Genomic DNA, 22,445 nt, shown 5'->3' on the forward strand with positions numbered 1-22,445 from the left:
GCTGGTCGCCTTGGCGTAGTACGCACAGGTGTAGAGGCGCAGGTCGGGGTTCGCCGCCGCCGCGCGCTGCATCGCCACCGTGTAGTCCGGTGTGAACAGCTCGGCGTTGCGGTCGAACTCGAAGTCGTCGATCGCCCAGGCGGTCAGGTCAGGGTACGCCAGCGAGAGCTCGGCCAGCGCCTTCGCCCAGCCGACGTAGTTCATCAGGAACGGCCGCGAGGCCCGACCGTCCTCGGCCGTCTCCGTAGGCGGCATGATGTACGGGATCACCGCGATCCCGGCGGCCGCGGCGGCCGGCAGGAACTCGTGGCGCAGGTCGTCGAAGTGGGTCGGCGAGTCCCACACGGTGTACAGGTACGTGTTCGCGGACAGCTCGCGGAGCCGCCGGATCAGCGCCGGAGTGTCGATGTGCCAGTAGCCGATCGTGTTGCCACCGATGAGTGTCGTCGCCTTGATGCCGCCGGCGGGCGCCGGGTAACGCGGGGTCGGTCTCATCACGCTCCTCGGGTACGGCGACATCCGACGGCCCAACTGCTTCGATGTTTCGATATTTCGAATAAAGATCTCTTATTTCGAGGAGTTTAGAGTGGGGTCCGCGCCGGCGGCAAGGGTTGAGAGCGACGGAATCGAATATCTTCCGTATGCGGATTCATCTTCGAGATACTGGAGGATCATGTTACTTCGAGCCGGCGTCGATCAGGCCCTATTCTCACCGTCCGACGGAGCGCGGATGGAGCGGCTGGAACTCGGCGGCCATTCACTCCTGGTCCCGGAGAACGCCGCGGGCGAGCTGTGGTGGGGCGCGTTCGTGATGGCACCGTGGACCAGCACCCTGCGGAACGCGAGGTTCGAGTTCGACGGGCGGCTGCTGCGCGTACCCGCGGACCACCCGCCGCACGCAGAGCACGGCACCGTTCGCAAAGCGGCGTGGGAACGACGCGACGGGAACGTGCTGGCAACCCCGATCGCCGACGGATGGCCGCTCGGCGGCGAGGTCACTCTGTCGCCCGTGCTGACCCCGGGGTGCCTCCAGCTCAGGCTGACGGTCCGGGCACTGGACCATCCGATGCCGGCCGCGGTGGGCTGGCACCCGTGGTTCGTCCGGGAGCTCGACGGCGTCGAGGTCGACGTACGGATACCCGACGGCGCACTCGTGCAGGACCGCGACGACGCCGGGCGGCCGACCGGGCGGTGGGCCGCCGCGCCAGCGGGGCCATGGAACGATTGCCTGCGGTCCGATGGCCCCGCGTCCCTGGTCTGGCCCGGCGTCGGCACGCTCGAGGTGTCCTGGTCGGGAGATTTCGTCACCGTCTTCTCCGGTCACCCGCAGGGGGTGTGCGTCGAGCCGGTCAGCGGCCCGGCCGAGGCGATGGATCGGATCCTGCGGCCGAGCGAGGAACTGAGTATGACGATCTCGCTGCGCTGGCAGGGCGCGGCATGACGGGGTGATTCAGCGCCGGGGCAGCAGGGCGACGATCTCGATCTCCACGAGGATGTCGCCCAGCCGTGCGCCGGCCGTCAGCCGCGCGGGGTACGGCGGGTCGAAGAACTCCGGGAAGACCGCGTCGTACGCGTCCCAGTCCCGGTCGATGTCCTGCAGGAACGCGGTGATCTTGACGACGTCCTTCAGGCTCACGCCAGCCTCGGCGAGGATCGCAGCGAGATTGCGGAAGACCTGCCGGGTCTGTTCGGCGACGTCACCCGCGCCCACCAACTCACGGGTGCGCGGATGGACCGGGCCGAGGCCCGCGGTGAAGAGGAGGTCGCCGGCGATCCGCGCGTGGGAGTAGTGACCACGCGGCGAAGGCGCGTCGTCGGACTGGATGGCCGGGGAGGAGAAAAAGGAGGACATTTCGCTGATGCTAGAGACATTTTCGGTATGCTGTCGATAGCTGGAGAGGTCGCATCGCGCGTTGTCCGGCGGGCGGCGGGAAGGATGTAGCGTGGGGCGCTGTCTCCTCGACACCCCAGGCAAGGAGGTTCTATGACGGTGAATCGGGACGACGCCGAGCGCTCACCATCACCCGCGGCCGCGCGCACGCTGACAGTGCTGGAGACCTTGGTGAACTCCGAGGACGAGCTCACCCTGACCGCGCTCGCCAAGGCGACCCGGATTCCGCTCGCCAGCTGCGCGTCGATCCTGTACACCCTCGAACAGCACGACTACGCCGCCCGGCGAGTGGTGGGTCGCAGCCACTTCTGGCGGCCGACTCTGCGGCTGTACGGGCTCGCCACCCAGTTGGTGCGCAAGGTGGACCTGTCCTCGGTGGCGCAACGGGAGATGCGCGACCTGGCGAACCTGGTCGGCATGCCGGTCCACATCGGTGTCCTCACCGGGGCCTCGGTCGTCTACGTGGCCAAGGCGGAACTGCCGGGCTTCATCCAGTTCGATACCTATCCGGGCAAGGTCGCACCGTTCAACCTGACCGCGCTGGGCAAGGCGATCGCCGCCTACCTGCCCCAGGACGAGCTCGAGCCGCTGCTCGGCCAGCTGTCGCCTGGCCGCGGCCCGAAGGCCCATCCGGCCGACGCGGACGCGTTCGTGGCCGAGTTGACCGAGGTCCGTGCCCGCGGATACGCCGTCGAGGACCAGGAGGAGCAGACTGACATCGCCTGCCTGGCGGCGCCGTTCTTCAACGCCACCGGCGGGGTGGTGGGTTCGGTCGGCGTCACCGGTTTCGCCAAGGAACTCACCGGCCAGCGTCGCAAACAGGCCCGCACGGGCCTGGTCGAGCTGGCTCGTACCATCTCCCACCGCCTCGGCGCCACCGAGCAGATCCACCACCCCGCCTGAGCGCCGATCGGTGCGAGGCATCGTGGCGTCTGCCGGCCGACCTTCCCCGGATCGGCTGACTAGTTGCTGACTTCGAAGCAGCGGTGGGACGCGTAGTTGGCGGCCGGCGGTCAAGGATGTTCGTCATCGATCCAACAGTGCATGTCGACCCGGGCTCTTGTTCTACCGGGCGGCCACCCGTCGCCAGTGAGATCATCGCCGAATTCGGGGAGCCACCGCTCCAGATCGAGGACCTCGCCGACCACGGCGTGAAGCTGGTTGGCATCGATACGCCGACCCAAAGTCACAAGCCGGGGATCGAGAAACCGCGAACGCGAACTGGCACTGTTCTCGGCCGCCCTGAAGACCATCGTGATGCGGCTCGAGATCGCGGTGATAGAAGCCTGGCCGCTGGGCCGTGGCACGCGGTGAATGGACCGGTCGAACGCGGCGAACGAGTCCTCCTAGACGACCTCAGTGGATGACGGACCTGAGGCCGCTACGGGTTGAGGTCCTTCGTGGTGAGTCGGTACGCCAGTTATGCAATTATGGGGGAGAGCGTCGACATGACACGGGGGATCGACGCGGCAGGCCACGGCCAATAGGTGCCACTGGGCCGACCTTCGGCTTCATCCGCGGCGTCACAGTTCGATTTTGCGCCGAAGGCCCGCGAAAGCCTTGAAACCCGTCGGTCCGAGCGCGTACGCGACTGGCCGGCCACGATGCCAGGGTCGATGCCGAGCTGATCCGCTACGGCGACCGCCTGGGACTTGGTCCGTACCTGCCGAAGAACCTCGTCCTGACGGGATCGCAAAAGGACCTGGCGGGCATAGTCGTTCGCCTCCTCGCCGATCGGTAGCCGAGTGAGATCAGGCAGCTGGAAGACCAGCCTGACAAAGGCCTCTCGGTCGAATGGCGACGGGTCGAGGGCTTCCGCCTGCCGTTCACCGAGCCGCAGCCACAGAGCGGTTGCGTCCCGGTCCACCGTGAGGTGCTGGGCGCGGCGGAACGACAACGCAGCCTCGGAGTAGACATGGTCATAGGCGTCGGGGCTGGCGACCCCGAAGAAGAACAGCAACTGCTCGATCTGAAGGTCGATGTCGGCGTGAGCGTCGACGACTCCGCGGGCGACCAGGTCTGACCGGGAAAACCGTCGGAACCAGGCTTGGAAGGCGGCGAGGTGTTGCCGAGCGACCTCCCTGCCGTGATTCGACTGATAGTGAGCCTCCATGGTCATCAGGAGGTGTGCGGACAGCCCGATGGCCCGTTCGATCTTCAGCGCGGTGTCGATCGACAGTGGCACCACGGCCTTCACGACCTGGTTGACGTGCTTGGTCGACAAACCCGTTCGGGCTGCCAGCTCGGCTTGGTTCAGTCCTCGGGCCGCGAGTTCGTCGCGAATCAACTCACCGGGCGGTACGGCGTAGTCGTGGGGAATCGCCGACGGCATCTCGGGCAGGACTGCCGCCCGGCGGCGAGACTCGGTGGGATTGCCGGATACCGGAGTCACGCGCTGACCGCCTGGGCGAGAGCGAGGCCGACAGCCAGGATGACGACGGACTGGATCTTCATCAGACTCTCCAAAGTATGGGCGGTCGTGAGGGTGCGGCCATATCGATCTGCGGGACGGAGAAGGACGCCGGTACGGCGGGTGCCGAAGAAGTAGTCAGCTCCTGTGCCCCCGTCGAGGCGCACCAGCGACCGGCTGCGGATCTGGTCCAGGTCGGCCAAGCTCCTCGCGGCAACCAACGTGGCGATGGTGAGCAGCAACTCGTTCGCCGTTCCCGGATCCGCCCGCCGGATGCTGGTCGGCTCGATGGCCGCGGCGACCCCGAGGTCCGCGCAAGCCACGTCCACTACGTCCACGCCACCACCGGACATACGAGGAGGCTCCACCTGACCCGCCGGCGCTGGCACAACCTGCTCCATGAGCTCGCACGCAGAGGCGAGGGAAGCCCGAGAGTCCGGAGCGTTCCTCCTCGCTCACCTGTCACGTCCGCAGGACGTCGTGGAGGTCGCGTACTACGACGACCTGGACCCTGCCTGCCTCACCGGCGGGATCAGCTTTGCCGGCACCGGCTACGGCCGGCTCTGGGCCCTATGCCGAGACGGCGGCCTGACTGTGGTCGCCGACATCCACACCCATCCCGGCGCCGTAGTGCGCCAAAGCCACATCGATGCCACCAACCCGATGATCAGCCACCCTGGTCATGTCGCGATCATCGTCCCCGACCTGGGCCGCTCCCCCAACCCGGACCTCGCTGGCGTCCACGTGTACGCCGGAGGCGATCGCTGGATTTCATATCTGGGCAAGAACAACCGGTCAGTCCTGAACATCAACGGTCCTGGCCGCACCTCCGCGCGTCGCGTTTGGCAGCTTCTTCGGCAGGCGATCGCTGCGGTGCGGGAAAAGCTGCCAGTGCGCGGTTCACACAGGAGCAACCGGTGACACTCCCCGACCCCGACGCGCTGAACCGGACCGCGAAGATCCTGATCGACGACGGAGCGCCAAGTTTCGAGGCGGCCGAGAGCACCATCGCGGGCTGGACGATCCAGCTCGCGCTCGGCACCGAGGCCTCCCTGCTCCCAGTTCAGGTAGCGGCCCTCACCGCCGCGGTCACCGCCAAGCGAGCCGCGGGCATCGTCACGGCTGCCCTGGCGGACGATGCGGAGATCCCATGCCTCGTTCCAGGCTTCACACAGTCGCCCCTCCGTGCCGCGCTTGAGGCCTTGGGCGCTGCGGTGGTCGCGCAGCCCCGAGTGTTAGAGCCCCTGAAGGTCACCAGGTTGGGGCCTGGCTCCGCACCGTCTCGGCTGGACCAGCCATCCGAGACGGTGATCGGCCCTTCGAGCCGATGACCCAGGGCACCCATCCCGAACAGCTGCCGGCCGAGGTCCTGGACGACGTGGCCAGCGTGGTCGGGGCAGAGGTCACTCTTCTCAGTCGCCTACCCGGAGGCTTCGATGTGGGTGCCATGCGCGTCCAGTTGGCCGGAAGGGGAAATGCAGTGCTCAAAGCATGGCCCCGGGCACGCCCCAGCCACCTGGACGAGGCGTTGCGAGCCCAGAGAGTGGTCGAGCACATGCGTAGGCGCGGCTATCCCACCCCGGCCTGCCTCGGAGTGGGGGCCACAGCCACTCATGTATGGCATCTGATGGACTTCGTTGACGCGGCTCCCGCGCCAGAGCTGACCCCTTCCCTCGTTGAGCAACTGATGGAGATCACCGAACTCCAGGCTGGCCAAGCCTCCGAGCCCTACGACCACTGGTCGTACGCCTGGCGGCTCGCTACCGGTAAGGAATCCGGTCAAGACTTAGCTCCGAGTCTGTCTAGAGCTGTCGCCGAGCTTTCGGGGTATTCGTCCGTGGTGTCGGCCTTGGTCGAGCGCCTGCGGCTCATGTGTACCGATGTCCCACCACCACGAGAAGCACCTGACATGGTCCATGCCGATCTCAAGCCCGACAATGTCCTAGTCCGTGACGGAGCGGTGGTGGCGGTCGTGGATATCGGGAACGCCGGCAGCGGTACGCGGGCGACTGACCTCACCACCCTCCAGTGGTACACCTTCGAGGATCCGCTGGACGGTGTCCGAAGGCGGCTGTGGACGAGAATCCTCGACCTGGTCGGCTGGGAGGGGGCGGCGGTCCTCGCAGCGACACAGATCCTCGTGATGCTCGAGTTCCCCATCCGTCACGGGCGCCACGATGTCGTTCCAGGGGTGGTCAAGCGCGGCCATCGCGCCCTCGACGAGCTGAACGCGCTTCGCTGACTGTCGCCGGTGGAGATGGTGTGCGGAATGGGGACCTCCGACTGCTATGCAACGTCCGCCTTGGGGCCGAGAATGGCGCACTCCGTGAGTTCGTCGAGCAGCTCCAGTCCCGGGTCGGCGAGCTGCTGTGGTTCGTCCCGATGCGGTCCGACCAGTACGCGCTTGACTGGCACCACTTCCCGCAGGTTCCCGATCGACGCCATCGCACCGAAATCTTTCTCCAGGCCCACGGCGATCTTCCGTACTTCGATGTCCTGGGGGCTGTCGCCGGCCGGATGGCAGCTAGGCGCGATCTGGTCCGTCACTTGCCGAGAGCGGACAAGAGCCGCAGCAGACCTGGGTCCGAGACGGCGCCCTCGACGGGGACGCTCAAGAGATCAGCTGCTCCACCGCGACATGCTGACACCTGAGCCCCCAGCGTCGCATCATCGGTTCCCCTCCCCTCCCCCACCCGACGCGCCGTTACTGGCGCGCCCCGCGCAGCCTTCACCGGCCGCGTCGTCATGGGTGTTGAGAATCGATCGTTATCTAGAGCTGCGGCTGCGCTGGGTCATCGCGTCGACCCGATTCCTGCCCCGCTGGGTGGGGTGGCTGGCGATCGCAAGCGGAGCGGGGCTCGCACTCAGCCGGATCAGCTGGGCCAGTTACATCTGGCTGGCGCCCTACCAGCTGTTTTGGCTGTGGGTGTTCATCGTGGCCACGCTGCTCCTGCGCCGCAGCTTCCGAGGCGTCCCTCAAACCGGTTGAGCCCTGTGCAGATCTGGTTCTCCGGGTCGCCGTCGCCGCACCAGTTGCGCAGCTATCAACCTGGCATCTCATCATCAATACACGTAATGGAGCGGCTCATGCACGATTCCGGGACGGCCGACCGTTGCCGCTTGGTCCCTGCGCCGGTCGGTGGTCATGCGTGCGGTCGCTCGGTCGATCCCGGGAGGTTCGCCTCCAGGTCGGCGAGCGCCTCGAGGATCTCCGCGATGCGGTGATCGGTGAGGTGGCCCGCGGTGGCTCGTTCGAGCTCGCGCCAGGCTTCGGTGACGTGCGGGCGGAGGGCGCGTCCGGCCTCGGTGAGGTGGACGATCATGGCGCGCCCGTCGGAGGGTGAGGGCTCGCGGCGCACGAGGCCGGTCTTTTCGAGGCGGGCGATGCTGCGGGTCATGGTGGGGGCGTCGGCGTCGAGGTTTTGCGCGAGGTCGACCTGTCGTTGCGGGCCCTGGTTCCACAGGGCCATCAGGACCAGCTCCTGGCCGGGGCGCAGCCCTGCGTCGCGCAGGAGCCGGGCGGCGAGGGCCTTGTGAGCCCGGGCCACGCGAAAGATCGCGTGGCTGAGTGGTGCTGCGTCCGCCCCGCCAGGTAGCCGAGGGGCCTGATCTTCGGTCATGCCACCGAGTCTACGCGAGAAACTTGTTCGAGCAAGGAATAGGAGACTCGACAGAAATGGGTCGAGCAAGATGCCTACGGACGAACGAGCAACACCGATGACCGACTGGGTGGCAGTGGACATGATCGGGAGCCGTTGTTCGCCAACTTCTTACCTGCTCCGACAAGCATTGGCCCGACTATTCCGGCAAGTCACCGTGGTCGGCGACGGACCTGAGCGCGGTCGGTAGGGAAGGTCACGTGGTTGCGCAGGTGCTCGTAGACGATCGAGGTGCGTACGTCGGCGACCTCGGGCTTCTCGGTGAGCCGGTCGATGACGAACGCGTACAGGTGCTCGTTGTCGGGCACCGCGACGTGCAGGAGGAAGTCCTCGCTGCCCGTGGTCACGAAGACCCCGAGGACCTCGGGCAGGCCGGCCGCCCACTCGCGGAACCCTTCGATGTGCGCCCGGGTTGGTGGGCGCACCCGCACCGCGACGAGCGCCTGGACGGGCCTGCCGATCTTGGCGAGGTCGACCTCCAGCCGCGCACCGGTGATGACGCCGCGCTCGCGTAGCGACCGCATCCGATCCAATGACGTCGTGGGCGCGACGCCGACCGCCGCGGCGACATCACGGTTGGTGCGCCGCGCATCGTGCATGAGTTCCCGCAGGATCGCCGTATCAAGTTCGTCGAGTTCCGCCATACGCATATGGTAGCCGTACAAAATACGGATATCCATCGAGATGACGTCGTAGTGCTTAGACTCGCTGGTATTCGCCGTATAGGTCACGATCCAGAGAGTGATTGTCGTATGACTGACCAGACGATTGATTTCCGGCCGGACGAAGTGCGCGCGAGCGGTCCGGCAGTTCTTGCACCCTCGGGCCCGGAGCGTCCCCCGGGCGCTTCCCGGCGCTCGCAGCTGCTCGGCGCCGGGGCGGTCCTGGCGGCCGCCGCGCTCTGGGGCACCGTCGGACCCGCACAGGTCATGGCCGCCTCGTCCGCAGACCCGGGCGCCCTCGGTGTGGCGCGCCTGTTGGTGGGCGGGCTCGCCTTGGCGGCGTTCCGCCCGCGACCGTCCGCCTGGCGCGCAGTCCTGCGCCGGGAGGTGATCGGCTGGGTCCTGCTGGCGGCGCTCGCCACCGGCGTCTACCAGATCACGTTCATGCACGCGGTCGACCAGCTCGGCGCGGCCCTGGGCACCGTTATCGCGCTGGGCGTCGCGCCGGTCGCCACGGGGCTGGCCGCGCTCCGGTGGACCGGTGAGTCGCTCACGACGGGCTGGGCGCTGGGCACGGTCGCCGCAATTGTCGGCTGCGTCGTCCTGATCGACCCGTGGGGCGCCACCGGGGTGAGCGTCACCGGGATCGGGTTCGCCCTGGTCTCGGGGGCCTGCTACGGCGTGTACACGGTCACCGCCAAGCGGTTCCTGCAGGCGGGCGCCCCGGCCCTGCCTGCGACGGCGGTCACCCTGATCATCGCCGGCATAGTGTTGTCCCCAATCGTCGCGCTGCACCCCGAGCACCTCGCCGAACCCCGCTCGATCCTGCTCGTGGCCTGGATCGGGCTGGCAGCCACCACCGCCGCCTACGCCGTCTTCGTCTTTGGGCTCCGCCGCACCAGCGCTCCCACCGCAGGAACGCTCAGCCTCGCCGAACCCCTCCTCGCCGCCGTCCTCGGCGTGCTCGTCCTGCACGAACGACTCTCGGCCACCGCGCTCGCTGGATGCCTCGCCCTCCTGGTGGGCCTGGCCACCGTCACCGTCAGGACCACCGGAGCGGAGCGGAGGCTGTCGTGAGCGTGGAGGAGTTCCACCGCGGTGGTCTGGCGAACTTCGAGCGTCTGAGTATCTAGCTCGGATCGACACCCCGGCCTTCTGGAAGGCGCTCTCGTACTTCAGCGGGTTCGAGGGGCGCGTAGCCAGTATCGGCCATGGGTGCAAGCTTGGGAACGCCTGCTGTTGCGCGAATCCGGCCGAGCGATTCGTCAAGAACTGGAGGTCGCCACGTCGCTCTACACGGGCCTGGCGCTCGACGCACTGCAGATGGCAATCGCGCGGAGCAAGACGCCGCCCCACTCATCTCCGGCACACGGCCTGGGTCACCTCGACGAACTGTGCGACCCGCCGGTTCAAGGAGCCGGCCGACCACGCCACGGCGAGCCTGCTGCGTGACATGTCGCGCACGGCGACCCATACGAGGCCGCCCGGAAGCTGCCCGTCAGGCGTCGCGTCGTGGGCGGGGCCGCGTGTCTCGCAGGCCCGCAGCCACGAACTCTCGTGCTACGCCGTCCAGCCCCCGCAGTTGGTCGACCAAGGTGGTCAAGGGCCATCACCTAGTTCTGTGAGTCGTGGCAACCTCCCTGCGGCTCCGGCGTCCGGCAAAAAGGTGTCCGGACAAGGAATGCTGCGGGTGACTTCCTTGTTCGACTAACTAAGACGCCAGCGCTGCAGACCACTGTCGGCAGCACCGAGAGAGGAAGAAGACAATGTCCCACCCCTACACCCGCGACGAGCTCATCGCCCGCCTCGTGCGCGCCGGCGAGCTGGAAGTCTCCGGCGAGGCGCCCGAGGAGGTGGACGGCTACTTCGACACCGAGCGGTTCACCTTCCACGGCCCCGACGGGTTCGAGTCCGACTACGCCGGACTGACGGAGTACTTCGCCGCACTTCGTGAAGCGTTCGAGGACCGCACCATCCGCCGCGGCCTGATCGTCGTCGACGGCGATCTCGTCGCGGCCCAGACCTGGATCGAGGGCACCTTCGTGCGACCGTTCACCCACTCCCCCGTCGGCACCGTCGAACCCAACGGCGCCCGCGTGGTCTGGGACCTCATCAACATCTTCCGCTTCGACGAGGAGGGGAGGCTGGTCGAGGAGTTCGTGCGGACGGACAACCGCTCGGTGCTGCGACAGCTCGGCGCAGAAGCCGCATGACACCCTCTGCGTCAACCTCTAGATGTACTCGGGCGGGAGGTTGGTGAGTGGGGTAGGTGGGGTTGACGTGGGGAAGACCTCCGGGGTGCGGTGGAGATAGCCGTCGTCACCAGTCCGGAGGTCTTCGTGTACCACCGTGGGCAGTGGCTACGAGGCACCCACGGAAACGCTGGTCGTGTGCCGGACTCGGTTCGCGAGGCGGTACGAGCTACACCACATCAGCCCTCGATCACGCGGTGGTGCATCCCTATGATCTGGACGACATCATGGTGGTGACGCCGAGGTATCACCACGAGGTTCTCGAGCCCGCGCGCCACTGTGGAGGTGGACGATGACCCGCGTCACGGCCGAGGAGCGCGCTGAGCTCATCGAACTCGTACGGCGGTTGATGTCCAGCGACGTTTACTACCCGACCGAAGAGGCGCAGGATCATGCCGTGGCGAAATTTAAAGCTCGCGTTGCCCATCCCGCGGCCGAAGGTCTCATTTCCACCCGGACTCCGAGTTCGATCATGAACCGACAGCTGAAGAGATCGTAGATCGGGCGCTCAGCTGTTGCCCCATTGCGCCCTGACATACGCGCTTGCCAGATCAGAGTCCGGAGACCATGACCGTGCTGTGGGAAGACGTTTGGGATGTGCTCAACCAGCAGTTCACGGAGGTACATGCGCGTCTCAGCCAATGCAACCCAACGTTGTGGTGGTCATGCGGGCACAGCGACAATGAGACCTTCCCCTTCAGGGCTTACGCATCCTTCGGGCATGAGGGTGTGGCCGGTGATGCCGATATTGTAATCACGGTCGACTTCAAGCGGATACCGAGCGGCTTAGATTTCAGTGCTGATATATCCCGCGAGAATGGCGAGATCCTGGTGGATGGGCCCAGAGGAAGTATAGTCGTCACTGGCGACTTGAGTCGACTGCGAGAAGATATCAAGAAAGCAACGGAGTTGATGGCCGACTTCTTCGCGAGCCAGGACGCGATTCTTCGGGAGATCGTCTGCGGTCAATCTCCAAGGCGCTCGGAGAAGGCCTGAAACCGAGTGGAGAGCACCTTTCTAGATCTTCTCAGCCCTGGCTCATTAGAACGCGCGGCAGACGCTGAAGTCGCGCCCTGCTGGACCGAGGGTCCATGAACCTAGGAGGCAGAGATTCAGGTGCGGCACCGGGAGCCTTTCAGAAGTGGGACGTCAGGCGCTCGCGAGAACGACGGCTCTCTTGCGCAGTTGCAGTTCACGGCCGAGAGTCCGTTCCGGCAGCTGCGGCCTATCTGCATCGGCACATCAGTTACCTTCACTCGCTCCGGAACTGGCGGGGACTGAAGTTGCCGTCGGCAACGTCGGTGGTTCGGCCGGATGACGCCAGCTCGCGAGGAGATTCATGGCCTGCCGCGAGGAGGATCCGGCCTTGGTGGAGTAGAGGAACAGAGTCATGTCGGAATCGCCGGGGAGGGCGAGGGCCTCGAATTCGACGGTCAGCTCCCCGACGAGAGGATGACGTAGGCGCTTCGAGCCGTACGTGGACTCTTGAACTCGATGCTGCCTCCACCACTGATCGAATTCCTGGCTATGTTCGCGTAGCCCCGTAACAAGATCAATGGTCCGTTGGTCGCGCGGGTAGCGGCCGGCGTTGAATCGAAGACTCTCGACCACTGCACGCGCCTGGATCTCCCAATCCACGAACAGGGACCGCGCGGCCTCTTCGAAAAACAGCCAGCGTGCATAGTTGCGCTGCACCGACGGCAGCCGATCGAAGTCGGTGAAGAGCGCTTTGGCCATGTGGTTGGCGGCCAGGACGTCGGTACGCCGTCCGAGGACGAGCGCAGGCTGGCCGTCGAGGACGTCCAGGAGCTGGTAGAGCCCAGGGCGGACGCGCCGGCCCTCCGGCGGTTCTCGGTCCGGCGCCATGGTCAGTCGGATGAGGTCCTCGAGATGTGCAGTTCCTGCGGTGTCGAGCCCCAGCGCACGACCGATCGCAGCGACCACGGCGGCCGACGGCATGATGCGCCGGCCCTGCTCTAGCCGGGTGTAGTAATCGGTCGACACTCCGGCAAGAAGCGCTACTTCTTCGCGGCGCAGGCCCGGCACCCGACGCACGCGCGCGTCGGGCGGCAAACCCGCCCGAGACGGATCGACCTGGCTCCGCGCCCGCCGCAAGAAATCGGCCAGCTCGCGATTGATCGCAGCCATAGCCCTCGTCCCTCCTCATCGAACCCTTGCGAGATCCATTGCGGGCAGCAAACGACTTGCATCCGATGTGCTCAGCGCACAGAGGATCGACACCCCGCCGGTCCTGCCAGTCCCAAACCCCACGACTCCACGGCCGACGGAGTCTTCGCTGGTCGGCATCGCCGGCTGGACCATCGGGTACGGCCTGCCGAGGCCGAGTCACGTCGGGGCGAGACCCGAGAGCTGCACTGGCAGGGCTTGTGTCATGAGGTGAGTTGACATCACGAAGTCATGGATGACCCCGTTGTAACGCGTGCTCACCCCACCGGAACACCGGCGCTGCGCAGCTTCATGGCGTAGGCCTCGGCTCCGTCACGGAGAGCATCGGCTTCAGCCGCGGTGATCAACGCGGGGGAACCGCGCAACTGGTCTTCACTCGCCGGCCACGGGGAATCCAGGTCGTAAGCAGGGAGTTCCAGTCGCACGTTGCGTTGTCGTCGCGAGCTACTGGCCGGTGGTGACGACCATGCGGTAGTGGGCCTTGCCGGACATCATCCGCTCGTACGCAGTCCCGACGTCGGCCAGCGGCATCGTCTCGGCCATCGGACGCACCCCGGTCAGAGCGGCGAAGCGCAGCGTCTCCTCCACATCGCGCGCGGTTCCCGAGGGGTGACCGTGGACGGTGCGGCTCGTGGCGATGATCTGGAACGGCGAGACCTCGATGGGTTCGGGCATCGCGCCCAGCACGACCAGCTGACCGTTGTGCCGCAGGCCGTCGATGGTTGCGGTCATCGCCGGTGAGGACGCCGCGGTCGCCAGCACCACCTGTGCGCCGCCAAGCGCCTGCAGCGAGCTCGACACGTCTTCGACGTCGCTGTCGATGTAGTGATGCGCCCCGAGCTTGCGGGCCTCGTCAGCGTGCTCCGCACCGCGGTTGATGGCCACCGTCTCGAATCCCATTTTCGAGGCGAACTGCACGCCCAGGTGCCCCAGACCGCCGAGGCCCAGCACTGCCACCAGGTCACCAGGCCGCGCGTTGCTCTTCCGCAGCCCGTTGAACGTCGCCACGCCGGCGCACCCCATCGGGGCTGCCTCAACCGCCGAGAGCGCATCCGGGATCCGGGCCAGGGCGTTGGCCGGCACGGTCGTGGACTCCGCATAGCCCCCCGGGTACGCCCAACCCGGGACCTTCACGTTGCCGCAGTGGATGAAGTCACCCTCCCGGCACGGCACGCAGTGACCGCAATGCCCGCCGAACCAGCCGACCGCGACGCGGTCCCCGACCTCCCAGCCCTCCACGTCATCACCGACTGCGTCCACGCGACCGGCGATCTCGTGACCGGTCACCAAGGGGAACGAGACCGGGAAGCCGGCATTGACGAAGTACGAATCGGAGCGGCACACACCGCACGCCTCCACCGTCAGACGAACCTGACCGCGCCCCGGCTCTTGGAGATCGGTGTCCACGATGGTGAACGGGCCGCCGGCAGCCGCGACCTGTGCGGAACGGTAACGAGACATGGCAACTCACTTCCACTCATGAATGACGTGTCGAAACGGCGCAGAGAACGCCTGCCGATGGGCTGCTCGCCGGCAGCTGCTGGAGCCGCCGGACGAGCTCGACAGTCGGTCAAGCCCGGCTCGACTATCAGGTGAAAGTGGGATCGATGTCATCCTCGCCAGAGGGAGGACCTACCTAGGTCCCGCGCGCGACGAAGTCGTCGCCTGCAGTTATGCGCATCCGGTCCGGAAGATTTCATTGTTGAACGGCGTGATGTACGGCGCCGGGTGCGCGACGTTCCTCGCCGGTTGCCTACAGCGTCCCCGAGTTGCTCCGCTCCTCCCCTGCCGCCGTCGCGCAGGCGGAGGGGTGACGGCAGCTGCGACCGGCGTCGATCGCCGGTCGCGGCTGCACGCGGAGCTCGGGGTAGAGGCTCAGCCGAGCTGGTAAGGGCCAGGATTTTGCGCTGCGGCCCAGTTCTGCCTACCGATCCGGTCGCGCAGATGGTTCGTGGTGGCCTCGGCCAGGCGGCGAGCCCGGGCGAAGTCAACCCCGACGAGCCTGCCGCGGTACTTCAGCACCCGGCCGCCGACCATGACCGTGTCGACCTCCCCGCGTTGGGCGTGAAAGACGATCTGCGCCTCCGGGTTGATGAGCGGGACCATCGACGGTGTGTCGGCACGGAGCACGACCAGGTCCGCCAGCTTGCCAGGCGTGATGGAACCGAGCTGTGAACCCATGCCGAGCGCGTCCGCGCCACCTTGGGTGGCGAAGCGGAGCACGTCCTCGGTTCGGAGGTTGTTGTTGATCACCGACTTGTCCTGGGCATGCGCCCGCAGGTGGTCGATTCCCCGGTCCGCGTTGATCGTGGAGCGCATGGCCGCGAACATGTCGGCGCTGAACCACACCTGCGTGTCGCTCGAGAGCGAGATCGGGATCTTGTGAGCGTGGATCCTGCCGGTGGGCGGGTAGCCCTGGCCGGCGTTGAGTTCGCTCTCGGCCGCGATCGAGACATTGCCCCCGGACCCGGCGATCAACTGGTACGAGCTCTCCGACATCGTGCCGCAGTGCACGTATGTGTTCGTCGGCAACAGGAATCCGTTGTCACGCAGCAAGGTGATCTGGTGGTCCTCCTTCCAGTCCCGCACCCCGGAGTGCAGGGTGACCGGCAGATCGTGCTCCACGGCGAACTCCCACGCGGGGCGCTCGGGGAACCCCGGCTCCTCCGGAAGGCCTGTGCCGTCCCAGGCAAGTTGCAGGGTCACCAGTTGGTCCTTGGATGCGAAGCGCTCACGCTGCAGCCGCTCCACATCACCTGCGGTGACCCACTGCGCCGGCGGAAGAAGCGAGTGGCCGTAGGCCAGCCGCGCGCGGCCGCCTGAGTCGAACAGTCCCTCGGCGGCAGCCTCGGCGAACTCGAAGTTCTGGAGGTCCTGCGACCAGTCCACGCTGGTGGTGATACCGGCGTTGATCGACTCGGCCATGGACAGCAGGTTGGCGGCGTACAGGTCCTCCGGCCGCCAGTACGGCGCCCATTGCTGGTAGATCCAGCTGAAGTAGTTCGCGATCGTCCATTCGGCGCCGAGCCCCCGGAGCACGGTCTGCCACATGTGCCGGTGGGTGTCGATCATGCCGGGCATCACGATCGAGTCGCGTCCATCGATGACCGCCGCGTCGCCGGGAGCGGACAGGCCACGGCCCACGGCCCGGATGGTCTGGCCGGTGACTAGGACGTCGCTGTTGCGCAGCGTCCCGAGCTTGGGGTCACCGGTGACCACGGTGGCATTGCGGAAGATGACGGCCCGACCGGGCCGGAACGCCTCGGCGGCCTGCGCCTCTCGGGGTCGGGCTACCACCGACGTGGCGACGGCCGTTGCGGCGGCGACACCGGCTGCCCCACCGACGAGGGCGGACCGGCGCGATATTCCCGTCCGGTTCTTCCTGTTGCCCGGCTCAGCGGGAGATTGTGACGCGCTTGTGCCGTCTGATCTGGCGGGCGATTCCTCACTCATCCAACCAATCCTTCTCCGATGTCGGTGCCGACCGCTTCGTGCCGTCAGCTCTCTGGCTACTGTCGCGTCCCCGCGCCCACGAATGTGGGTGAAAACTGGCCCTGTGAAAACTGGCCCTGCGCAGCCTGGGACGCGGTTGCCTAGGTCGCACGGAACCAGGCTCGACAGGGTCTTCCTGAGGACAGCGCGCACTCCAGGCGCGACAGCCCCGGAGGCGACGCGCGCAGCGCCGGTCTAGGCCTTCGCCGTCGGCTGGTCGAGGACATCCGACAGCGCCTGGTCGAGGAGGTCCAGGCCGTGGTGGGCCTCGGCTGCGGCGATGGTGAGCGGGGGGACGAGGTGGAGGCGGTTGGCGGTCGTGAACGGGAGTAGGCCGTGGCGGAGGCAGGCTGCGTGCAGGGCGGTCAGCTCGGGGCCCGTGGCGGCGAGGGGTTCACGGGTCCGGCGGTCGTGCACGAGGTCGAGGGCCCAGAAGACGCCGGTACCGCGGACGTCGCCGATCCAGGCGTGGCGGTCGGCGAGTGCGCGGAGGCGGGGGCCGAAGACCGTGTCGCCGAGGTGGGCGGCGCGCTCGACGATGTGGTCGTCCTCCATCGTCTCGATGGTGGCGACGGCGGCCGCGCAGGCCAGCGGGTGGCCGGAGTACGTGAGTCCGCCCGGGTACGGCGTTCGCGCGAAGGTGCTGTAGATCGCGTCGTTGATCGCGACGCCGCCCAGCGGGACGTAGCCGGAGTTGACGCCCTTGGCAAAGGTGAGCAGGTCCGGTACGACGCCGCCGTGCTCGACGGCGAACCACTTGCCCGCGCGGCCGAAGCCGGCCATCACCTCGTCGGCGATGAAGACGATGCCGTGCTGGTCGCACAGGGCGCGAACGCCGCGCAGGTAGCCGGGTGGCGGAACCAGGATGCCGGCGGTACCCGGGATCGACTCCAGCAGGACGGCGGCGATCGTGGCCGGGCCTTCGAGCGCGATGACCTGTTCGAGGTGGCCGAGGGCCCGCTCGCACTCCTCCGCCTCGGTCGTGGCCGAGAACGGGCTGCGATACAGGAACGGGCCGAAGAAGTGGACGGTGCCTTGCGAGCCGTTGTCGTTCGGCCAGCGCCGGGGGTCGCCGGTGAGGTTCACGGCCAGCTGCGTGCCGCCGTGGTACGAGCGGTACGCCGACAGGACCTTGTGCCGCCCGGTGTGCAGCCGCGCCATCCGTACCGCGTGCTCGTTCGCGTCGGCACCGCCGTTGGTGAAGAAGATGTGGTCGAGGTCGCCCGGCGTACGCTCGGCGATCAGGCGGGCGGCCTCCGATCGGGCACCGTTCACATGGGCCGGCGCAATCGTGCACAGGGTGGCGGCCTGCCGCGCGATCGCCGCGACGATCCTCGGGTGCTGGTGGCCCAGGTTGGTGTAGACGAGCTGCGAGGTGAAGTCCAGCAGCTTGTTCCCGTAGCGGTCCCACAGGTACGGTCCGTCGGCTTTCGTGATCACGATCGGGTCGATGAGCTCCTGCGCGGACCAGGAGTGGAAGACGTGCTTGCGGTCCAGGGCGTAGGCGCGGTCGGCGTCAGACATTCTGCGGGAACTCCAGTTCGAGACGGCCGGCGGGCCGGGCCACGGGATCCCTCCAGCGCGTCGTGACGACCTTGCCCCGGGTGAAGAAGTGCACGCCTTCGGTGCCGTGGGCGTGCGTGTCGCCGAACAACGACTGCTTCCAGCCGCCGAACGAGTAGTACGCGACCGGCACCGGGATCGGCACGTTGATCCCGATCATGCCCACCGTCACGTCCCGTCCGAACCGGCGGGCCGCACCACCGTCGTTGGTGAAGATCGCGGTCCCGTTGCCGTACCTGTTTTCGTTGACGAGGGCGACGGCTTCGTCGTACGACGAGACCCGGACGACCGACAGCACCGGGCCGAAGATCTCCTCCCGGTAGATGTCCATCCCAGGATCGACGTGGTCGAAGAGAGTCGGCCCCAACCAGAAACCGTCACCCGGGTGGCCGTCGCGGCCGTCGACGACGAGCTTCGCACCGGCCTGCTGACCGGAGGCGACGAAGCCGGCCACCCGGTCGCGGTGCTCCCTCGTCACCAACGGACCCAGATCCGTTCCCACCCGCAACGACCTGGTCCGCTCCGCGACGCGTGCCACCAGGTCGTCCGCGATCGGCTCGACCGCAACCAGGACGCTGATCGCCATGCATCGCTCGCCCGCACTCCCGTGCGCCGCCGCTACCGCCGCGTCGGCGGCCAGGTCGAGGTCCGCGTCGGGCAGCACCACCAGGTGGTTCTTCGCCCCACCCAGCGCCTGCACCCGCTTACCGTGCCGACTGGCCTCCTCGTAGACGTACTGCGCGATCGGCGTCGACCCGACGAAGCTGATCGCCGCGACCTCCGGGCTCTCCAGCAGCGCGTCCACCGCGGACTTGCCGCCCTGCAGAACGTTGAACACGCCGTCCGGCAGCCCCGCCTCCTGCCACAGCTTCGCGATCCAGACGGCTGCCGACGGGTCCTTCTCGCTGGGCTTGAGGACCACGGTGTTGCCGGCCGCGATCGCGATCGGGAAGAACCACAGCGGAACCATGGCCGGGAAGTTGAACGGGCTGATGATGCCGACGACACCGAGCGGATCCCGCGCGGAGTACACGTCCACGCCGGTCGACACGTTCTCGGAATGACCGCCCTTGAGCAGGTGGGCGATGCCGCAGGCGAACTCCACGACTTCCTGGCCACGGGAGATCTCGCCCAGCGCGTCGAGGTACACCTTGCCGTGCTCGGCGGTGATGAGCTCGGCAAGCTCGGACTTCCGGCTGTTCAGCAACTCACGGAAGGCGAACAGCACCTGCGTACGCCGGGCCAGCGAGGTCCCGGCCCAGCCGGGTGCGGCCCTGGTCGCCGCCGCGATCACCCGCTCGGCGTCGCGCCGGTCGGCCAGGGCGACCCGGCCGGACACCTGGCCGGTCGCGGGGTTGGTCACGTCGGCCCACTGGCCGGACTCGCCGTCGTACTCGGCGCCGTCGGCCCAGTGGTGGATCGAGGTGGTCATCGCGCGCTCCTTCGGTTCGTTGCCTCGATCCTCACCGTCCGGCTCCCGTCCTCGCAGCCGTCGAACTGTCGGTTCTTCCGCCGATCACCGACACTTCGTCGCGGCCTCCGTGCTGGAGGCCGCGACGCGACTCAGTGCCGGAGGCCGGCCTCGACCATCAGTGGCAGGATCTCGTCCTGGAACATCGACAGCTCCTCGTTCGGGTCGATGAGCCCCATGATCATGCCGCCCATGCCGGCCTCGTTGAGCTCCTTCAGGCCTTGTACGACTTGCTCCGGCGTGCCCACCAACGGGTAGCCGCCCCAGCCTGCGATGAACCGCTCGGACAGCTCACGCGCGTGGTCGAACGACTGGCTGGCCCCCGACAGCGCGATCTTGAGAACGTTGCCGACAGCCCCTTGGTCACCTTCCTCGACGACCCGCTGGAAGGCCGCCTTCGCCTCCTTCTCCGTGTCCCGGCAGACGACGAGGCCGTACGTCATCACGTCGATGTCGCGCTGGTAGCGGTCACGCGCTGTGGACCGGACCTTGCCGGTGTAGGCCTTGATGCTCTCCAGCGTGTCGAGGCTGGCGAAGTTGATGTCGACGTTGCGCGCCGAGTAGTCGATCCCGGCCGGTGAGTTCCCGGCGTTGAGCAGCACCGGATGCGGGCCCTGATGCGGCTTGGGGTACGCCTCGACGTCGCGACCCTCGAAGTACTTGCCGTCGACGTCGAAGCTGCCCGGCGCGCTCCACAGCCGCTTCGCGTAGTCGATCCACTCCTGCCCGAACGCGTACCGCTCGTCGTGCTGGCGCTGCTCGCCGCCGAACATCTCCATCTCCGGCGGGACCCAGCCCATCACCAGGTTGAGCGCGAAGCGGCCGCCGGAAATGCGGTCGATCGTGGTGGCCGCCTTCGCCGCCACGATCGGGTGGACGGTCGGCAGGTGTGAGGTCGCGGCGACTGCGATCCGCTCGGTGGCCTCGGCGATCCCGGCGGCCCAGGTGTAGGTCTCGAAGCAGTTGCCGTTGAAGTTGGTCGATCCACCGAAGCCCTTCCAGCGGGCCACCGGCACCAAGACCTCCAGCCCGAGCTGGTCGGCCTGCCGGGCGATGGATCTGGTGTGCTCCCAGCTGACCTCGTAGCTGGACGGCGCGTGCGACACGATCAGCCCGTACGAGCAGTTCGTGCCGAACAGCCCGAGCTTCATCGGCTGGTCGTTGAGCAGCGGGTTGGTCTCGCGGCGGTCCTGGACGGGCTTCGTCTCGGCGTCGGGGCGCGGGTCGGTCGGGGCGAGCCCGAGTCGTTCGTTGGCGCTGAGCGCGGTGGTCATGGTGTCCTCCTGGTTCGGTCGAGGCTGCGATCAGCCCAGCGTGAAGGGGTCGCGGGTGCCGCCGGTCAGCTCGACGAAGACGGACTTGTTCTCCAGGTACTCGTTCACCGCGTCGGTCCCGTTCTCCCGGCCGATGCCCGACAGGCCGTACCCGCCGAACGGCATGTTCGGGGTGACCACGCGGTACGCGTTGATCCAGATGGTGCCGGCCCGGATCGCGCCGGCCACCCGGTGCGCGCGGTGCACGTCCTTGGTCCACACCGCACCGGCCAGGCCGTACGGCGTGTCGTTGGCCAGGGCAACGGCCTCGCTCTCGTCGCTGAAGGTGTACGCCGCCAGCACCGGGCCGAACACCTCCTCGCGGACGATGGTCTTGCCCGGATCGGCCAGCACCACCGTCGGCTTGACGAAGAGCCCGCCCAGTTCCGCGTTCGGCTCGCCACCGCAGGCGATGGTGGCGCCTTCGGCCTTGGCGCCGGCGAGATAGCCGAGCACCTTCTCGTACTGCGGAACGTTCGCGACCGGTCCCATCTCGGTCTCGGCCTGGAGCGGGTCGCCCTGCTTGATGGACTCGGCCCGGGCGACGACCTTGGCGATCAGCTCGTCCTTGACCGACTCGTGCACGATCAGCCGCGATCCCGCCATACAGGTCTGGCCGGTCGCGGCGAAGACACCGGCCACCACGCCGTTGGCGGCCGCGTCGAGGTCGGCGTCAGGGAACACCACCTGCGGCGACTTGCCGCCGAGCTCGAGGGTGACCTTGTTGACGTTGGCCATCGCCGCCTGGGCTACCTTGATCCCGGTCGCGGTCGAGCCGGTGAACGCTACCTTGTCGATGCCCGGGTGGGACGCGAGGGCCTCGCCGGTCGCGCGGTCCCAGCCGGTCACCACGTTGAAGACCCCGGCCGGCAGACCTGCGTCGGCGAGGACCTCGGCGAACGCGACGGTCGAGGCCGGCGAGTGCTCCGACGGCTTGGCCACGCAGGTGCATCCGGCCGCCAGGAGCGGGGCGAGCTTCATGGTCAGCAGGAGCAGCGGGCTGTTCCACGGCGTGATGGCGCCGACCACTCCGACCGGCTCGCGGACCGTGTAGCCGAAATACGTCTGTGGCGCCAGCGCCGGGACCGTCTTGCCCTCCAGCTTGTCGGCGAGGCCGGCGTAGTACAGGTACCAGTTGCCGAGCGCCTTCAGCTGGCCGAGCATCTCGCGCAGGAGCTTGCCGGAGTCCCGTACTTCGAGCCGCGCCAGCCGGTCGGCGTTGGCGGTGATTGCGGCGGCGATGTCGCGCATGACCGCGGCGCGTTCGAAGCCGGACTTGTGTCCCCACTCGCCCTCGAAGGCGGCGCGGGCCGCGGCGACCGCCGCATCGACGTCCTCCGGTCCGCCGTCGGCCAGCCTGGCCCACGGCGTGCCGGTGTAGGGGTTGAGCGACTCGAAGGTCTTGCCGGAGATGGCGTCGACGCTCTTGCCGTCGATGAACAGCTTGAAGGTCTCGAGGTCGGTTCTGGGTTCGGCCATGGTCGGCTCCTCGCGTCGAGATGGGTGATGACTTTCGTCACCATCGACGCTAGGAACGCCGGCCGC

At 67.6% G+C, this 22,445-nt stretch carries 25 protein-coding genes; 11 read left to right on the plus strand and 14 right to left on the minus strand.

Going from position 1 to position 22,445, the window contains the following annotated elements:
• The first annotated feature begins 256 nt into the window (after nucleotides 1-256).
• Both ACYVOK_RS34020 and ACYVOK_RS34025 read left to right on the plus strand, forming a co-directional pair.
• Entirely contained in the window at nucleotides 257-418 is a 162-nt protein-coding gene (locus tag ACYVOK_RS34020; RefSeq protein WP_460666714.1) for a hypothetical protein, read from the plus strand.
• A 312-nt stretch (nucleotides 419-730) separates the two neighbouring features.
• The gene (locus ACYVOK_RS34025) at nucleotides 731-1,441 is read left to right on the plus strand and encodes an aldose epimerase family protein (RefSeq protein WP_460666715.1); all 711 of its coding nucleotides are present in this window, start codon (nucleotides 731-733) and stop codon (nucleotides 1,439-1,441) included.
• A gap of 9 nt (nucleotides 1,442-1,450) precedes the next feature.
• Here the strand turns inward: ACYVOK_RS34025 and ACYVOK_RS34030 are convergent, their stop codons facing one another.
• Nucleotides 1,451-1,852, minus strand: a complete 402-nt coding sequence (locus ACYVOK_RS34030) for a RidA family protein (RefSeq protein ID WP_460666716.1) — start codon at nucleotides 1,850-1,852, stop codon at nucleotides 1,451-1,453.
• 132 nt (nucleotides 1,853-1,984) lie between these two features.
• Here ACYVOK_RS34030 and ACYVOK_RS34035 point away from each other — a divergent pair, with 132 nt between their 5' ends.
• Entirely contained in the window at nucleotides 1,985-2,794 is an 810-nt protein-coding gene (locus tag ACYVOK_RS34035; RefSeq protein WP_460666717.1) for an IclR family transcriptional regulator, read from the plus strand.
• A 517-nt stretch (nucleotides 2,795-3,311) separates the two neighbouring features.
• Here ACYVOK_RS34035 and ACYVOK_RS34040 read toward each other — a convergent pair.
• The gene (locus ACYVOK_RS34040; protein WP_460666718.1) at nucleotides 3,312-4,283 is read right to left on the minus strand and encodes a helix-turn-helix transcriptional regulator; all 972 of its coding nucleotides are present in this window, start codon (nucleotides 4,281-4,283) and stop codon (nucleotides 3,312-3,314) included.
• A complete protein-coding gene (locus ACYVOK_RS34045; RefSeq protein ID WP_460666719.1) occupies nucleotides 4,280-4,639 on the minus strand; it encodes a hypothetical protein in 360 nt (119 codons plus the stop codon). The genes ACYVOK_RS34040 and ACYVOK_RS34045 overlap by 4 nt, the downstream gene beginning before the upstream one ends.
• A 61-nt stretch (nucleotides 4,640-4,700) precedes the next feature.
• Here ACYVOK_RS34045 and ACYVOK_RS34050 point away from each other — a divergent pair, with 61 nt between their 5' ends.
• Genes ACYVOK_RS34050 through ACYVOK_RS34060 form a run of 3 tightly spaced genes read left to right on the plus strand, consistent with a single transcriptional unit; the run spans nucleotide 4,701 to nucleotide 6,543 of the window.
• Nucleotides 4,701-5,222: a Mov34/MPN/PAD-1 family protein gene (locus ACYVOK_RS34050; protein WP_460666720.1), complete on the plus strand. Its 522-nt coding sequence runs from the start codon at nucleotides 4,701-4,703 to the stop codon at nucleotides 5,220-5,222.
• Nucleotides 5,219-5,632 (plus strand): hypothetical protein, encoded by a 414-nt coding sequence (locus ACYVOK_RS34055; protein WP_460666721.1) that lies wholly within the window; start codon nucleotides 5,219-5,221, stop codon nucleotides 5,630-5,632. Before ACYVOK_RS34050 ends, ACYVOK_RS34055 begins: the two co-directional genes overlap by 4 nt.
• Nucleotides 5,629-6,543: a phosphotransferase family protein gene (locus ACYVOK_RS34060; RefSeq protein WP_460666722.1), complete on the plus strand. Its 915-nt coding sequence runs from the start codon at nucleotides 5,629-5,631 to the stop codon at nucleotides 6,541-6,543. The genes ACYVOK_RS34055 and ACYVOK_RS34060 overlap by 4 nt, the downstream gene beginning before the upstream one ends.
• Before the next feature lie 44 nt (nucleotides 6,544-6,587).
• Here the strand turns inward: ACYVOK_RS34060 and ACYVOK_RS34065 are convergent, their stop codons facing one another.
• Nucleotides 6,588-6,848: a hypothetical protein gene (locus tag ACYVOK_RS34065; RefSeq protein ID WP_460666723.1), complete on the minus strand. Its 261-nt coding sequence runs from the start codon at nucleotides 6,846-6,848 to the stop codon at nucleotides 6,588-6,590.
• A 205-nt stretch (nucleotides 6,849-7,053) separates the two neighbouring features.
• On the opposite strand from ACYVOK_RS34065, the gene ACYVOK_RS34070 reads away from it, so the two are divergent.
• A complete protein-coding gene (locus ACYVOK_RS34070) occupies nucleotides 7,054-7,290 on the plus strand; it encodes a hypothetical protein (RefSeq protein ID WP_460666724.1) in 237 nt (78 codons plus the stop codon).
• A 154-nt stretch (nucleotides 7,291-7,444) separates the two neighbouring features.
• On the opposite strand, the gene ACYVOK_RS34075 is transcribed toward ACYVOK_RS34070, so the two are convergent.
• Both ACYVOK_RS34075 and ACYVOK_RS34080 read right to left on the minus strand, forming a co-directional pair.
• Complete coding sequence (locus tag ACYVOK_RS34075) at nucleotides 7,445-7,921, minus strand: MarR family winged helix-turn-helix transcriptional regulator (protein ID WP_460666725.1); 477 nt, start codon at nucleotides 7,919-7,921, stop codon at nucleotides 7,445-7,447.
• 191 nt (nucleotides 7,922-8,112) lie between these two features.
• Nucleotides 8,113-8,691 carry an Lrp/AsnC family transcriptional regulator gene (locus ACYVOK_RS34080; RefSeq protein WP_460666726.1) on the minus strand — a complete coding sequence of 193 codons (579 nt, stop codon included), beginning with the start codon at nucleotides 8,689-8,691 and terminating at the stop codon, nucleotides 8,113-8,115.
• Nucleotides 8,692-8,712: 21 nt separating this feature from the next.
• Between ACYVOK_RS34080 and ACYVOK_RS34085 the strand changes: the two genes are divergently transcribed.
• The 4 genes from ACYVOK_RS34085 to ACYVOK_RS34100 all read left to right on the plus strand — a co-directional run bounded on the left by ACYVOK_RS34085 (nucleotide 8,713) and on the right by ACYVOK_RS34100 (nucleotide 11,870).
• Entirely contained in the window at nucleotides 8,713-9,699 is a 987-nt protein-coding gene (locus ACYVOK_RS34085) for a DMT family transporter (protein WP_460666727.1), read from the plus strand.
• Nucleotides 9,700-10,388: 689 nt separating this feature from the next.
• Entirely contained in the window at nucleotides 10,389-10,835 is a 447-nt protein-coding gene (locus ACYVOK_RS34090; protein WP_460666728.1) for an ester cyclase, read from the plus strand.
• A 331-nt stretch (nucleotides 10,836-11,166) separates the two neighbouring features.
• Nucleotides 11,167-11,373 (plus strand): hypothetical protein, encoded by a 207-nt coding sequence (locus ACYVOK_RS34095; RefSeq protein WP_460666729.1) that lies wholly within the window; start codon nucleotides 11,167-11,169, stop codon nucleotides 11,371-11,373.
• 68 nt (nucleotides 11,374-11,441) lie between these two features.
• Entirely contained in the window at nucleotides 11,442-11,870 is a 429-nt protein-coding gene (locus ACYVOK_RS34100) for a hypothetical protein (RefSeq protein WP_460666730.1), read from the plus strand.
• 246 nt (nucleotides 11,871-12,116) lie between these two features.
• On the opposite strand, the gene ACYVOK_RS34105 is transcribed toward ACYVOK_RS34100, so the two are convergent.
• The 8 genes from ACYVOK_RS34105 to ACYVOK_RS34140 all read right to left on the minus strand — a co-directional run bounded on the left by ACYVOK_RS34105 (nucleotide 12,117) and on the right by ACYVOK_RS34140 (nucleotide 22,379).
• Complete coding sequence (locus ACYVOK_RS34105; protein ID WP_460666731.1) at nucleotides 12,117-13,022, minus strand: helix-turn-helix transcriptional regulator; 906 nt, start codon at nucleotides 13,020-13,022, stop codon at nucleotides 12,117-12,119.
• A 296-nt stretch (nucleotides 13,023-13,318) separates the two neighbouring features.
• A complete protein-coding gene (locus ACYVOK_RS34110) occupies nucleotides 13,319-13,486 on the minus strand; it encodes an alpha/beta hydrolase fold domain-containing protein (protein WP_460666732.1) in 168 nt (55 codons plus the stop codon).
• Nucleotides 13,487-13,505: 19 nt separating this feature from the next.
• Nucleotides 13,506-14,522, minus strand: a complete 1,017-nt coding sequence (locus tag ACYVOK_RS34115) for an alcohol dehydrogenase (protein WP_460666733.1) — start codon at nucleotides 14,520-14,522, stop codon at nucleotides 13,506-13,508.
• 414 nt (nucleotides 14,523-14,936) lie between these two features.
• Nucleotides 14,937-16,514, minus strand: a complete 1,578-nt coding sequence (locus ACYVOK_RS34120; RefSeq protein WP_460666734.1) for an amidohydrolase family protein — start codon at nucleotides 16,512-16,514, stop codon at nucleotides 14,937-14,939.
• A gap of 234 nt (nucleotides 16,515-16,748) precedes the next feature.
• Nucleotides 16,749-18,077, minus strand: a complete 1,329-nt coding sequence (locus ACYVOK_RS34125) for an aminotransferase class III-fold pyridoxal phosphate-dependent enzyme (RefSeq protein ID WP_460666735.1) — start codon at nucleotides 18,075-18,077, stop codon at nucleotides 16,749-16,751.
• Nucleotides 18,070-19,548: a CoA-acylating methylmalonate-semialdehyde dehydrogenase gene (locus ACYVOK_RS34130; RefSeq protein ID WP_460666736.1), complete on the minus strand. Its 1,479-nt coding sequence runs from the start codon at nucleotides 19,546-19,548 to the stop codon at nucleotides 18,070-18,072. Before ACYVOK_RS34130 ends, ACYVOK_RS34125 begins: the two co-directional genes overlap by 8 nt.
• Nucleotides 19,549-19,679: 131 nt before the next feature.
• Nucleotides 19,680-20,861 carry an LLM class flavin-dependent oxidoreductase gene (locus ACYVOK_RS34135; protein ID WP_460666737.1) on the minus strand — a complete coding sequence of 394 codons (1,182 nt, stop codon included), beginning with the start codon at nucleotides 20,859-20,861 and terminating at the stop codon, nucleotides 19,680-19,682.
• A 30-nt stretch (nucleotides 20,862-20,891) separates the two neighbouring features.
• The gene (locus ACYVOK_RS34140; RefSeq protein WP_460666738.1) at nucleotides 20,892-22,379 is read right to left on the minus strand and encodes an aldehyde dehydrogenase; all 1,488 of its coding nucleotides are present in this window, start codon (nucleotides 22,377-22,379) and stop codon (nucleotides 20,892-20,894) included.
• Nucleotides 22,380-22,445: the final 66 nt, after the last annotated feature.

It is taken from the genome of Kribbella swartbergensis (genome assembly GCF_054784135.1).

Coding starts and splice junctions, on each gene's coding strand:
- ACYVOK_RS34020 (WP_460666714.1), top strand. CDS start 257: ATGTACGGGATCACCGCGATCCCGGCGGCCGCGGCGGCCGGCAGGAAC.
- ACYVOK_RS34025 (WP_460666715.1), top strand. CDS start 731: ATGGAGCGGCTGGAACTCGGCGGCCATTCACTCCTGGTCCCGGAGAAC.
- ACYVOK_RS34030 (WP_460666716.1), bottom strand. CDS start 1,852: ATGTCCTCCTTTTTCTCCTCCCCGGCCATCCAGTCCGACGACGCGCCT.
- ACYVOK_RS34035 (WP_460666717.1), top strand. CDS start 1,985: ATGACGGTGAATCGGGACGACGCCGAGCGCTCACCATCACCCGCGGCC.
- ACYVOK_RS34050 (WP_460666720.1), top strand. CDS start 4,701: ATGAGCTCGCACGCAGAGGCGAGGGAAGCCCGAGAGTCCGGAGCGTTC.
- ACYVOK_RS34060 (WP_460666722.1), top strand. CDS start 5,629: ATGACCCAGGGCACCCATCCCGAACAGCTGCCGGCCGAGGTCCTGGAC.
- ACYVOK_RS34075 (WP_460666725.1), bottom strand. CDS start 7,921: ATGACCGAAGATCAGGCCCCTCGGCTACCTGGCGGGGCGGACGCAGCA.
- ACYVOK_RS34085 (WP_460666727.1), top strand. CDS start 8,713: ATGACTGACCAGACGATTGATTTCCGGCCGGACGAAGTGCGCGCGAGC.
- ACYVOK_RS34090 (WP_460666728.1), top strand. CDS start 10,389: ATGTCCCACCCCTACACCCGCGACGAGCTCATCGCCCGCCTCGTGCGC.
- ACYVOK_RS34095 (WP_460666729.1), top strand. CDS start 11,167: ATGACCCGCGTCACGGCCGAGGAGCGCGCTGAGCTCATCGAACTCGTA.
- ACYVOK_RS34100 (WP_460666730.1), top strand. CDS start 11,442: ATGACCGTGCTGTGGGAAGACGTTTGGGATGTGCTCAACCAGCAGTTC.
- ACYVOK_RS34105 (WP_460666731.1), bottom strand. CDS start 13,022: ATGGCTGCGATCAATCGCGAGCTGGCCGATTTCTTGCGGCGGGCGCGG.
- ACYVOK_RS34115 (WP_460666733.1), bottom strand. CDS start 14,522: ATGTCTCGTTACCGTTCCGCACAGGTCGCGGCTGCCGGCGGCCCGTTC.
- ACYVOK_RS34120 (WP_460666734.1), bottom strand. CDS start 16,514: ATGAGTGAGGAATCGCCCGCCAGATCAGACGGCACAAGCGCGTCACAA.
- ACYVOK_RS34125 (WP_460666735.1), bottom strand. CDS start 18,077: ATGTCTGACGCCGACCGCGCCTACGCCCTGGACCGCAAGCACGTCTTC.
- ACYVOK_RS34130 (WP_460666736.1), bottom strand. CDS start 19,548: ATGACCACCTCGATCCACCACTGGGCCGACGGCGCCGAGTACGACGGC.
- ACYVOK_RS34135 (WP_460666737.1), bottom strand. CDS start 20,861: ATGACCACCGCGCTCAGCGCCAACGAACGACTCGGGCTCGCCCCGACC.
- ACYVOK_RS34140 (WP_460666738.1), bottom strand. CDS start 22,379: ATGGCCGAACCCAGAACCGACCTCGAGACCTTCAAGCTGTTCATCGAC.